General features: G+C 59.4%; 10 protein-coding genes. 2 read left to right on the forward strand and 8 right to left on the reverse strand.

What is annotated here, in order from left to right; genetic code table 11:
- Window positions 1-81 precede the first annotated feature (81 nt).
- Genes OSJ75_RS09495 through OSJ75_RS09505 form a run of 3 tightly spaced genes read right to left on the reverse strand, consistent with a single transcriptional unit; the run spans window position 82 to window position 3,204 of the window.
- Window positions 82-978, reverse strand: coding sequence for a biotin/lipoyl-binding protein (locus OSJ75_RS09495; protein ID WP_267227733.1), 897 nt, complete (start codon window positions 976-978; stop codon window positions 82-84).
- A complete protein-coding gene (locus OSJ75_RS09500) occupies window positions 975-1,190 on the reverse strand; it encodes a DUF1656 domain-containing protein (RefSeq protein WP_267227734.1) in 216 nt (71 codons plus the stop codon). Before OSJ75_RS09500 ends, OSJ75_RS09495 begins: the two co-directional genes overlap by 4 nt.
- Window positions 1,180-3,204 carry an FUSC family protein gene (locus tag OSJ75_RS09505; RefSeq protein WP_267227735.1) on the reverse strand — a complete coding sequence of 675 codons (2,025 nt, stop codon included), beginning with the start codon at window positions 3,202-3,204 and terminating at the stop codon, window positions 1,180-1,182. The genes OSJ75_RS09500 and OSJ75_RS09505 overlap by 11 nt, the downstream gene beginning before the upstream one ends.
- 167 nt (window positions 3,205-3,371) lie before the next feature.
- Between OSJ75_RS09505 and OSJ75_RS09510 the strand changes: the two genes are divergently transcribed.
- On the forward strand, window positions 3,372-4,175 hold the full coding sequence (locus OSJ75_RS09510) for an AraC family transcriptional regulator (RefSeq protein WP_267227736.1): 804 nt from the start codon (window positions 3,372-3,374) through the stop codon (window positions 4,173-4,175).
- Window positions 4,176-4,502: 327 nt separating this feature from the next.
- Here OSJ75_RS09510 and OSJ75_RS09515 read toward each other — a convergent pair whose 3' ends face one another.
- Window positions 4,503-5,264 carry an SDR family oxidoreductase gene (locus tag OSJ75_RS09515; RefSeq protein WP_267227737.1) on the reverse strand — a complete coding sequence of 254 codons (762 nt, stop codon included), beginning with the start codon at window positions 5,262-5,264 and terminating at the stop codon, window positions 4,503-4,505.
- A gap of 63 nt (window positions 5,265-5,327) precedes the next feature.
- Here OSJ75_RS09515 and OSJ75_RS09520 point away from each other — a divergent pair, with 63 nt between their 5' ends.
- Complete coding sequence (locus tag OSJ75_RS09520) at window positions 5,328-6,953, forward strand: ISL3 family transposase (RefSeq protein WP_267228038.1); 1,626 nt, start codon at window positions 5,328-5,330, stop codon at window positions 6,951-6,953.
- Window positions 6,954-7,237: 284 nt separating this feature from the next.
- Here the strand turns inward: OSJ75_RS09520 and OSJ75_RS09525 are convergent, their stop codons facing one another.
- From OSJ75_RS09525 to OSJ75_RS09540, 4 genes are all read right to left on the reverse strand, one after another.
- Window positions 7,238-8,167 (reverse strand): histone deacetylase family protein, encoded by a 930-nt coding sequence (locus OSJ75_RS09525; RefSeq protein WP_267227738.1) that lies wholly within the window; start codon window positions 8,165-8,167, stop codon window positions 7,238-7,240.
- Between the two features lie 97 nt (window positions 8,168-8,264).
- Window positions 8,265-9,746 (reverse strand): NAD-dependent succinate-semialdehyde dehydrogenase, encoded by a 1,482-nt coding sequence (locus OSJ75_RS09530; protein WP_267227739.1) that lies wholly within the window; start codon window positions 9,744-9,746, stop codon window positions 8,265-8,267.
- Window positions 9,747-9,764: 18 nt separating this feature from the next.
- The gene (locus OSJ75_RS09535) at window positions 9,765-10,847 is read right to left on the reverse strand and encodes an ABC transporter ATP-binding protein (protein WP_267227740.1); all 1,083 of its coding nucleotides are present in this window, start codon (window positions 10,845-10,847) and stop codon (window positions 9,765-9,767) included.
- Between the two features lie 23 nt (window positions 10,848-10,870).
- The gene (locus OSJ75_RS09540) at window positions 10,871-12,307 is read right to left on the reverse strand and encodes an amidase (protein ID WP_267227742.1); all 1,437 of its coding nucleotides are present in this window, start codon (window positions 12,305-12,307) and stop codon (window positions 10,871-10,873) included.
- Window positions 12,308-12,316: the final 9 nt, after the last annotated feature.

The following is a 12,316-nucleotide window of genomic DNA, read 5'->3' on the forward strand; positions in this document are numbered from 1 at the left end:
TGTGTAGTCCACTCTATTATTTTTTCTGCCATAAGACACGACTAGCCAGCAACGGGCCCGACGGGAAGGGAAGCGCATGTTTCATGGCCGCGCCTCCGTGGTTGCTTCACCTTTCGCGGGGATGATCTCGACGGTCGCGGTCATGCCTGCCGCGAGATCGACACCGGGCGGCACCCGATCAATATGGATGCGCACCGGGATGCGCTGGGCAAGACGCACCCAGGAAAATGTCGCCGCCACATTGGGTAGGCCGAGATGACCGGGCGCTTCGTTGCTGTTCTCGATCCCGCGACCGAGGCTTTCGACATGGCCAGAGACTGGCTGATCAAAGCCCATCAGCATGATCCGTGCCGGGTCGCCAACGCGAATCTGCCTGATCTTCGTCTCCTCGAAATAGCCGGTGATCCAGAAGCTGCCGGCGTCCAGAACGGCAACCTTCGTCACACCGGCCGTCGCATAGTCGCCCGGACGCAGCCTCAGATTGGTGACATAGCCATCGACCGGCGAGCGGACGGACGAGCGGGCAAGGTTGAGTTTGGCCAGATCGAGCACCGCCACCGCTGACGAGTAGGCGGCGCCGGCGACCGCGGCCGCGCCGCCCGATTGCTGGACCGCCTCCTGGGAGACGACGTCCTTGAGTTGGCTGTGCCGCCGTGCCGTTGCCTGACGAACGATCATATCCTGGTGTTTGGCTTCCACGTCAGCCTCAGCCAACGCTACGGCGAGCCGGATCCGCTCGGGGTTGATCTCGTAAAGGATGTCGCCCCGACGCACATATTGATTGTCCACCACGGGAACGGTGCTGACCGTGCCGGAAACTTCCGGCGCGATCTGCACGACATCGACGCCAACCCGTCCGTCGCGGGTCCAGGGCGTCCGCTCGTAATGGCTCCACGCCTTCAGCGCGATAAAGGCGGATACGGCGACGAGGCTAAGGGTCAGGGCATAGCGGCCAAGCAGGGATAGAACAGGGTTCAAGGCAGGAGTCCGATCGATGGCAGGTACTGCACGAGCAGACCGTAGATGATGACAAAGGTGGCGAGCTCGACGAGCGGCCGATAAGCGAACAGACGATGGAGGCCGGCGGCGGCGAACAGGCGGAGCGTCACCATTGTGGCGACCAGCGCGATGAACGCGAGCACCACCAGACCGAGGATGAGGACACCCCCGATATTGAGATCAACGATCATGAGTTGTGGCCCTCCCGTCTGCTGGGAAGCCGAGCGTGAACCGCAGGTCGATGAGCAGGTCGATAATCCGCAGGCGGCTCCCGAGCGCGCTGCCCGCCATCGTCTTGATCAAGGTCTCGATCCGCTGATCGAGGTCGAGGAGGTCGGCAGGCGTTGACGACTTCCTGCCACTGAAGCGCCTGGCGATCACGGATAGAAGTTCGCTCAATTCGACGCCGGCCTCGCCCTTGATCTGCGGGATCGTCTTGCGAAGCTGTCCGGCGACATGGCCGATGCGAAGATGGTGCAGCGTATCGTCGAGCACATCCGGATAGGCATCGCCGGTCAGCCGCAACCTTGGGAGCAGCAAGGCTATCCGATCGATCATCAGGCTCGCCCAGCGCGCTTCGTTGGGCGCAGCGCCGAGCGCGCGCCGGCCGACGTCCCGGCGGCTCAAGCGAAGCAAGCGGTTGATCGCCGCATCGACCGGTACGGTCTGGAACAGGGACATGCTCACCGCCCCGAATCCCACCGCCGCAAAGAGCGCGATCACACTGTTGAGGGAGGCGGCGAAGTCGCCGGTGTAATGGGTGCCCAGACCCGAGAGGATCGGAACGGTCAGCGTGATGCCGAGCGCCATGAAGGTCGTCGGCAGGCGTGCTTGGAGAGACCCGGCGAACAGGAACGCCGGGGCGAGCACCGCAACAAGAACCCGGAAGTCCGCGACCTGGGGCAGGATGACGAAGCTGTAGACGAGGCTGATTACGACCCCGAAGATCGTGCCGACGATATATTTGACGACAAATGGCACAGGCGCATCAAAATTACCGAACAGGGTGCAGCACACGCCGAGAATAGAGACGGCCATTCCGCCCTCCGGCCAGGCCGACCAGATCCAGAAGGCGCAGCCGATGAGGATGCCGATGACGGCGCCGGCCGTGGTGCGAGCCGCCATCCACGGATCGCGGTGATAGACGTAGCCCTTCGCCCACTTCGGCCCATGAAGCGACGCGGTATCTCGCAATCGCCCGGTCGTCGCGATGTTCCGCCCCAATCTGTCGCAGTCCTGTAGCAGACCGATCATCTCGGCCAGGTAACCTGCGAGGTTGGCCGCAAGCCTGTCGCCGGGCGTCGCGGCGTCCGCGCCAAAGCGCTTCTGGACTGATCGCGCGCGCACGATCAGTTGGGTCGCGGCGGCCTCCCGGTCCTCCGTTTCGACGCTCGCAACCCAGGCCCCGACGTTGTCGACCAATGCGACGAGTTCGTCGGGCGCATCCGCGTCCCCTATCCCAAGGGCATGAACCCGGTCTTCGATCTCGGCTGCAAGCGACAGCAAGCGGGCGAGCCGATCATGGATGAGTTGCAGTATCTGGCGTCCTGGCGTGGGTGCCGGATCATAGGGCAGATGTGCCGCAAGCCCCTGGATCGCAAGCAGGTCCGCTGCAAGCTGGTGGCGGTCGCTATGGTTTTGTCCTGGCGTTCCATTGAGCACGTCGCCCGCCAGCCGACGGGCGTCCCGCAGCGTGGCCGATAGCTTGCCGGTGAACTGGCCGGTCATGCATCTCGGCAGGACGTAACGATGGATCAAGACTGCACAGAGAATCCCGATCGAGATTTCCTGAACGCGCACCGACGCCGTCTCGAAAACCGCGCCTGGATCGAGCACGCTCGGGAACCCGATCAGGCTCGTGGTATAGCCGGCAAGAACGAAGGCATAGGAGCGTGGCGTGCGATCGAGCAGCGAGAAAAACAGGCACAGGCCGATCCAGCCCGTAAGCACGACGCTGCACACCATAGGATTGTTCACGAAATTCGGGACGATCGCGACCGTCGCTATGGCGCCGATGAGCGTCCCGGCGAAGCGATAGACGCCACGACTGAGCGACGCTCCGGCAGAAGTCTGCGAGACGATGTAGACGGTGACGATGGCCCAGAACGGCTTGGGAAGCGCTATCCGCAGCGAAATATAATAGGCCAACATTGCCGCGGCGAAAGTCTTCGCTGAAAAGAGGATCGCATTCGCATCCGCCTTCATGGCTGGCGTGCGAAGGAAGGTAGCTCCAGCTTGCAGCAGGGCCGCACCGGCCTTGCTTGAAAGGGGGTTTATGGATTGCGCGGTGTTCATACAGTCAGTTGTGACCGATTTGCAAAAGCAGATAAATTAAGTATTCTGACAAGAAATCCCTAAATCCGGTCATCCTTATGTCCATGCCGCGATCTGCCGTCTCCGTTTCCGATCCCGACCTCACGCCGCTGCCGGCGGTCGCGTATCAGCTCGACTTCGCCGAGCATGAGGCGGAAATACCTTCGCATGTGCATCGGAAGGGCCAGTTGATCCTTGCCTTGCACGGCGCCGTTACCTGCATTGCGGGCAACGAAATCTGGATCGTGCCTCCCAGTTGCGGAGTCTGGATTCCCGGTGGCGTGCCCCACAGCGCCCGCGCGACCGCGAACGCCCGGCTCACCTACCTGTTCGTGGAACCGGGGGCAGTTAACCTGCCCGACAACAGTTGCACGCTGTCGGTGTCCCCAATGATCCGCGAGATGGTCGATCGGCTTGCTCGCGAGCGTGCGGACTATCTGGCCGGCAGCCATGCCGCCCGGATCGCGCGGGTGATCCTGGACGAACTTGTGCAGATGCCGCGTGAGCGGTTCAATCTGCCGATCTCCAGCCATCCGAAAATCCGGGCGATGGCAGATGGTCTGACGATCGAGCCTTCAGACCGCAGTACGCTGAGCGATTGGGCGAAGCGGGTCGCAATGAGCGAGCGGTCACTGGCGCGCCTGTTGACCCGGGAGACGGGACTGACGTTCGGGCGCTGGCGGCAGCAACTCCATCTTGTCGTCGCGCTTCGTGAACTGGCCAGCGGCGAAACGGTGCAGAATGTTGCCGCCGAACTCGGATACGAGTCGGTCAACGCATTTATCACGATGTTCAAGAGGGCTCTGGGAAGCACGCCAGCGCAGTATTTTGCGCAACGCAATGCACCGGCTAAGTCTGCTTGAATCATGCGTCCGCACCGGCACGCGCATCATCCGTGTCGAGGGGGCAGCCCGTCACCCTCGAGCACACCTCGGTTATTGCTTTCCGAACGCTGGAGTATGAATGGACGGAACGATCTGGCTCATTGCCGCATCACGTTCGAACTGCTTGCAGAGGCAGGGAGAAATGAGAACATACACAAGATCATGATCCACCGATAGCGTTCGGCAACTCCTATCGGAGACCTTGAAGGCGGGGCAAGCACGCGATAACGTCGATGCAGGTTTCAACCCCGATCAGATCAGCGCTGTTCCCTGTTAGTGCCAGCAGCTTTCCACTCGGCTCGCTGCTCACTTGCCGCCGGTGACGTCCAGGAATGTACCGGTGATGAAAGATGCTTCGTCGCTCGCCAGCCATACAATCGCGCGGGCGACCTTTTCTGGCTGGCCACCCCTCCCTATGGGAATCGTGTCTCTGACCCGATCCACCCGCCCCGGTTCTCCGCCGCTGGCGTGCATCTCGGTATAGATATGGCCGGGGCGAACGCAGCAGACGCGTATTCCCTCCCGCGCAACTTCCTTGGAGAAGCCGATGGTGAATGTTTCGAGGGCACCCTTCGAGGCGGCGTAATCGACATATTCGTTTGGACTGCCGAGCCGGGCCGATGCCGACGATATGTTGATCACGACGCCGCCCCGCCCGTTGTGGCGGCTGGACATCCGCCTGGCGGCCTGTTGGGCGCAAAGCATCGGGCCGATCGCGTTGACCGCGAATATGCGTTGCATACGCTCGAATCCGAGATCTTCCAGCCGGGATTGCTGCGCAATGATCCCGGCATTATTTACCAGCACATCGATCCGGCCAAACTCCCGGTCGATCGTCGAGAATAGCCGGGTGATTTGGTCGGGATCGGCACTGTCTGCCCGAACGGCCAAAGCCCTGCGCCCAGCGGCGGCCACATCGGCTGTAACCGCATGAGCGGCGGCCACATTGGAAACGAAAGTAATGACGACATCATAGCCTTTGGCCGCGGCAAGCCGCGCCGTCGCAGCGCCCACGCCTCGGCTTCCTCCGGTTATCAGCATCAGGTGTGTCTGCGGAACGGTATTCATTTGGGTTCTTCCTCAATTTGTGTGGTTAATAGATCCTTAACGTCGCAGTTGCTATCCACGGTGATGCGCACGAAATCAAACTGGTCACCCGGCCCAAGCGTCAACGTTCTGGGCATCTCTCTCGAAAGTGAAGCAAGTTGGGTTGTTTCCGCGGTTGCGAAACCAATCGGAATTTGCCCAGATTGCAGAACGCGAAGCCGTTATCGGCACGGTTGGCGCAAGCGCACTCTTCAAGACTTGCCGGTTCAGGGCCAAGTTGTGAAAGTCCAGCTCGCACTGAATCGGTGGCAATGTAGAGACTTGGGATGTCAGCGTCGAACGTTCACCGATCGGCTTCCCGAGATTGCTTCACCCCATTCGCGGCGAACCGCACGGATGGCGGCGGTTGTAGACATGATCGGCCACAGCATGGGCGGCCTCCCCGCTGAATATCTGATGGGCCGGCTTGGAATGCCCATTAGCGATGACACGATCCTTCGCCAGATTAAACGAAAGGCTTCCACCTCAAACCAGGATGCCAACATAAGGATCGTTGGCATCGATGATTGGAGCTGGCGGCGCTCCACACGATACGGCACAATCATGGTCGATCTTGAGCGTCGAGCAGTTGTCGATGTCCTGGACGACCGCAGCGTTGAGAGTGCGAAAGCGTGGTTACAAGAACGCCCTTCTATTGAGGTCGTCAGCCGAGATCGCTGTGGTCTCTACGCACAGGCTGCCAGAGAGGGTGCGCCGCAGGCCAGACAGGTGGCTGATCGCTTTCATCTGGTTCAAAATCTCAGGACGGCGATCAAGGAGCAGATGAGCCTTTGCGGTCATGCCAACGTCAGACCAATATTGTCGGAAGACGCCATTGCCAGCACCACTGCTCAACACCGCCGTGCCCGCCTGGCGCACAGACAGTCGCGTCAGGAGATATTCGAAATGCTCCACGCTTTACGCCAGCAGGGCCTCACCTACAGCGAGATCGCGAGGCGCACTGGCTATGAGCGCCGGAGCGTTACAAATTGGCTGACTTCAAACGCACCCAAGGATAGGAACCGGGCCGCATTGAACCCGACATCGCCATTGTATTTTGAAGTATTCCTAGCTGAATGCTGGAAAGATGGAAACCGCATTGGACGCCATCTGTTCCACGACGTCAAGAACCAAGGCTACACTGGCAGCCGGTCCAATCTGGAGCGACTTTTGAAGGTATGGCGCAAGGCAGAAAACTTCCGATCCAATGAGGTGCCGCCCGAGGTGAATGTTTCAGAAGCCATCCGTGATCCTGACACTGGACATGTCATTTCTTCAGATGTCGTCGCTGCGCTGTGCATCAAGCCGCGCGGCCTTCTGACCGTTCCCCAGGCGAGAAAGGTCGATGCCTTGAAGAAGGGTTCCGAGGCATTCTGCAAGATGCGAGGCTTGGCCATGCGCTTCAGTGGAATCCTGCGCAGTAGGCATCCAGAGGCGCTGGATGAATGGATCGATGACGCCATCGACACCGAACTTACGGCAATCATGCGTTTCGCCAGTGTTCTACGACGGGATATCAATGCCGTCAAAAACGCAATCGAACTCCCCTGGAGCAACGGCCAAGCCGAAGGGCAGATCAACCGCCTCAAGACATTGAAGCGAGCAATGTATGGCAGAGCCGGGCCAGAACTGATGAGAGCGAGAATGTTGCCGCTGAATCACACAAATTGAGGAAGAATCCCTTTAAGGGCAAAGCGACAGCTGGAGATTGTGGTGCATTCCTTCATTGCCTCCCAGCTGGGGAAGCCGGTCGTTTCATTGAGGCAACGTAAGCGTTCCTAGCATGCTCCGGAATTTGGACAATTTCGATCGTGTTGTTCTATTTCATCGAACGATCTTTGCTCTGGCGGCTGTAGGCCAGGCGCCCAATGGGAGAAACTCTGTTTTGTGCGTTGTGCAATACACGCGATCGCCACTGGCCCTGCCGTTGGTCCCCCAACCAAACGTGACGGCTGCTAACGAAGCGGACAAAAGCCATCAAGAAAGCGAGCCGCTGCATACTGCAAGTTCTTCAAGTCGTAACCGCCTTCCTGCACAAGCAAGACCGGGAGAGCAACACCAGCAAGCAATCGGCCGACCTTTCCGAACGCCTCTTGCGTCACGCAGAGCCCGTTCGCCGGGTCGCTTGCAAGTGCGTCGAAACCAAGTGACACGACCAGAGTAGCGGGGTTGTGCCCAAGCGCTGCGGTCAGGATGGCTTCGACTCCGATAAGATATTCCCTGTCGCCCGCGTCACTGGCTAAGGGATAGTTCATGTTGGCGCCGCAGGCAGTCATACCACCCGCCTCCTCACGAGAACCCGTGAAATGGGGGTAATAGTTTTCTGTGCTGCGGTGGATAGACGCAAAAAAGATATGCTTGTCGTCCCAGAAGATGTCCTGTGTCCCGTTCCCATGATGGACGTCCAAATCGATGATCGCTATGCGGCTTCCTTCCGCAGCCAGCCGCCGAGCGGCTATCGCAGCGTTGTTCAAATAGGTTGCACCTCCACCATAGTCTCGGCCGGCGTGGTGACCTGATGGACGGCAAAGGGCATAGACCTGCCGCTCTCCATTCGCGATGAGCTCAGCTGCTGTTACAGCTGTCTGAGCTGCCCAGTAAGCCGCGTCCCAGGTCCCTTCACCCATCGGTGTGATCTGGTCGCGCAGATAGAAACCCGCCCTGGCAATGATCGACCAATCGTCCCGATAGGTCTCACGTCGCGTCTCAAAGGTTGCCGGCACTACGCGACCATTCAAACCAGATCGTTTCCACTCGCGGTAAGCGCTGGCCAGAAAACAAAGGTATTCCGCCGAGTGAACAGCACAGAGAGGTTCGAGGCCGCAGTCTGATGCGCCCACGACTTCGAGGCCTGCTTCCTTGACTGCTCGCAGCAGCGCATCCATTCGTTCGGGTACGTCACGGCTGGGCCTGGAAACGCCGTTCTCGACCACGTCTCCGGGGATGTGTGACCTGTGTAGGTCGGAATACACGACCTTCATCTCACGCGGCCGATCCTATCCCGGCGATACAAACGTATTTGATCTCCAGGTACTCGTTGATCCCGTACTTCGATCCTTCTCGTCCAAGTCCGGACTGCTTCACCCCTCCGAACGGAGCTGCCTCACTTCCGATGAGCCCCGTGTTGACGCCGACCATGCCTGCCTCAAGTGCCTCAGCCACCCTCCATATGCGGGCATAATCCCGGGTGAAGAAATAGGACGCGAGCCCGTATTCAGTGTCATTGGCCATCGCGATGACGTCGCTCTCGGTGCGAAACGCGATCAGCGGAGCCAGCGGAGCAAATGTCTCTTCTTTCGCCACCTTCATCTCCTGGGTTACGCCTGTCATGATGGTCGGCTCGAAAAAGTTACCGCCAAGCTCGCTCCTGCGTCCGCCAGCGATAACGGTCGCACCTCTGGAAACGGCGTCTTCGATGTGCTCCTCAATCTTGGCAATAGCCTTCTGATCGATGAGTGGCCCAAGGCTCGTTTCAGGATTGCTACCATCGCCGAGCTTGAGCTTAGCCACTCGCTTTAACAACGCGGCGGAGAATTCAGGCAGGATACCCTCCTGCACATACAACCTGTTAGCGCAGACACAGGTCTGGCCAGCATTCCGGAATTTCGAAACGATCGCGCCTTCCACAGCGACATCTACATCCGCGTCAGCGAAGACGATGAAAGGCGCATTCCCACCAAGCTCCAGCGAAAGCCGCTTGATCTGCGCGGCTCCCCGCTCCATCAGCCAGCGGCCCACTTCGGTCGATCCGGTGAAGCTGATCTTAGCAATCTTTGGATTGGTACAAAATTCTGCCCCGATGGCTTTCGCAGGCCCTGTCACAACCGAAAAAAGTCCGTCCGGGATGCCCGCCTGCTGCGCCAGAAAGGCGAGCGCCAAAGCCGACAGGGGCGTTTGCGACGCTGGTTTGAGAACCATACTGCAGCCTGCTGCAAAGGCAGGACCGGCCTTGCGGGTAATCATACCGTTAGGAAAGTTCCAGGGCGTGATAGCGGCGCAGGTGCCCACGGGCTGCTTGAAAACCATCAGGCGCTGGCCCGAAACCGGAGTGGCAATGATATCGCCATCGATTCGCTTGGCCTCCTCCGCGAACCACTCGATGTAGTGGGCGTTGGCGAGGATTTCGCCCTTTGCCTCGCTCAACGGTTTACCCTGCTCGCGCGTTAGTATGAGTGCAAGGTCGTCGCTGTTAGCCACGATCAGCTCGTACCACCGTTTGAGCACCACAGCCCGCTCGCGTTCAGGACGTGCAGCCCATGCCTTCCGCGTTTCGTCTGCGATGTCTATCGCATGCCGCACGGCGTCCAATCCAAGGCTGGGAAGGTCTGCGATAGCGCTCCCATCAAAGGGATCGGTCACGGTAATACGATCAGCCGACGTTGCTTCGACCCAGTTCCCTGCCACGAAGGCTCGATCACGCATCAGTTCGGGGTTACGAAGGTCGAGGTCTCGGAAGATAGCCATAGTAGTCTGTCCTGAAATTCAAACTGGGATTAGTACCGCATCGCCGCTGTCCCATCCGAGGGATAACGCCTGAGACGGCTTGATGTCGATGTTGGTGCCTGCATTGGGGACCTTTGCAATGAGCGTGGAAGCCTCGCTGACCCTGACATGCACACGCTTGTGGTCGCCAAGATAAATTACCTCCTCGACGGTTCCGCTAAAGGTGTTCAGGCACGCCTTAGTGGTATCAAGCCGCACCCGTTCGGGCCGCACCGATATCATGACCCGTTGGCGTTCCGAGAAGTCCTTTTGGCTTCGAACGATCATTCTGTGACCGGTCTCTGTTTGGACGGCATATTCATCGCCGTTCCGCCCGGAAATCTCCCCCGCAAGGCGGTTGTTCTCCCCGATGAAGCCTGCAACGAAGGGAGTGGCAGGACGCTCGTAAAGTTCAGCTGGCGGAGCCAGTTGTTCGATCTTCCCGGCGTTGAACACCGCTACACGGTCGGACATCGTTAAAGCCTCCGACTGGTCGTGGGTGACATAGACCACTGTGATCCCGAGACGCTCGTGCAGGTGTTTTATTTCCAGCTGGAGATGCTCGCGCAAGTTCTTGTCCAGCGCGCCGAGCGGCTCATCCATGAGGACGACGTCTGGCTCGAAAACGATCGCCCGAGCGAGCGCAATCCGCTGCTGCTGCCCGCCCGAAAGCTGCGCCGGCTTTCGGGCGGCAAAAGCCCCCATCTGCACCACATCCAGAACCTTGCGGACACGATCATTACGTTCGGCTTTGGCTATCTTGCGGACGCGCAAGGGATAGTCCAGGTTTTCCGCCACAGTCATGTGGGGAAAAAGGGCGTAATTCTGGAACACCATCCCGATGTTTCGACGATGCGGTGGCACGGATTCCAATGAGCGACCAGCAATGCGGATGTGGCCGCTGCTGGGAGCCTCGAACCCCGCTAGCATCATCAGACTTGTCGTCTTGCCCGAGCCCGATGGTCCCAGCATTGTCAGAAATTCGCCTTGGGGGATGGAGAGGTTGAGGGTGTCCACGACGAGGTTTCGCCCGTCGTAGCTTTTATCGACCTTGATGAATTCCACGTAGTTTGAAGATGACATAGCGGTCCCCTTTTCTGATGCGCTTATGCCGTTGCATGAACCGGAGGCCGTCTGACCGACCACGGGCGAGCTTCCTCAAGCTGAGCGGCAAGTTGAAAAAGTGTTTCCTCGTCGTTGAAGCGACCCGTAAATTGTGTGCCGATCGGGAGTCCGGCTGGTGTCCAGTACATTGGCACGCTCATAGACGGCAGACCGGCCATGTTGGCGAATGTCGTGAACGATAGGAACTGGAGGAACCGTTCCATTACTTCCTCACCGCCGTGAATGTCGGCGTCGAAGTGCCCAAGCAGAGGCGGCGGAGAGCCGAGTGTCGGTGTCAGCCATAGATCGAAGTCGCCGAGGAAATTCGCGATGGTCCGGCCGACACCATGAAACCAGTTGAGGTCTACCAAATAATCAGCCGCCGTGACCTTCGAGCCCACGCTGTACAGGTATTGGTTGAAGGGCTCGACACCGGACGCTAGGCTTTCGGGCCTGACGTTTCTGCTTCTGGCGAGAGCGGTGATGGCCCTGGTCGCGGTCATTGCCCAGAACCGCTTGTAGTATATGCGATAGGTGTCGCCGTCCAACAGCGGGCTGGCTTCAACCACCTCATGTCCCAGGCTTTCGCAAAGACGTGCGGTGTCGATCGTCGCCTTTGCGCACTCCGGATCTACGTATGTGTCTAGCAGCGAAGTGGTGGTAACCGCAATCCTGAGTCGGCCCGGCTTTGATCGCAACGCGTCGATATAGCTGAGCTCCGGGGTGGGAGCCGTATATGGGTCTCCAGCCAAGGTCCCTCGGGTCGCATCGAGGAGAGCGGCGCTGTCACGGACACTCACCGACAGAACGTGTTCATTTACGATCCCACCTGTACTGTCCCCCTGATCCGGGCCGAGTGTGATCCTTCCACGCGACGGCTTTAGACCAAATAAGCCACAGCATGACGCCGGAATTCGAATCGAGCCCGCCCCGTCACCGCCATGGGCTGCGGGAACGATGCCAGCAGCCACGGCGGCCCCAGCGCCGCCGCTCGATCCGCCGCTTGACCGTAAAATGTCCCATGGATTGCGGGTGACTCCAAAGAGTTTCGGCTCTGTGGTCCCGAGGGTACCGAACTCGCAGAGATTGGTCTTGCCGAATGTACTGAGCCCGGCTTTGCGGTACCTGCGCATCAGTTCGCTATCGTGGTCCGGCACGAAATCCCGTGTGATCTCCGAAGCACCCGTGGTTGGCACGCCTGCCATGTGGCAATATAGGTCTTTGACAAGGAAGGGAGCGCCGGCAAAAACGCTGCTCTTATCTGCGCCCCGCGCTTCCCTGCGAGCCTCCTCATGTAGAGGCCGGATGATGGCGTTCAGTTGGGAGTTTGTCTTTTCGGACCGCCTTATGGCCCCCTCCAGAAGCTCTTCGGCAGTCACCTGCCCTGCCTTGACGAGCGCCGCCTGGGCGCAGAGATCGAGTTTTGCAAGTTCATCCATCGTACACGC

The sequence above is a fragment of the Phyllobacterium sp. 0TCS1.6A genome (genome assembly GCF_026420825.1).
Taxonomy (GTDB): Bacteria; Pseudomonadota; Alphaproteobacteria; order Rhizobiales; family Rhizobiaceae; genus Phyllobacterium.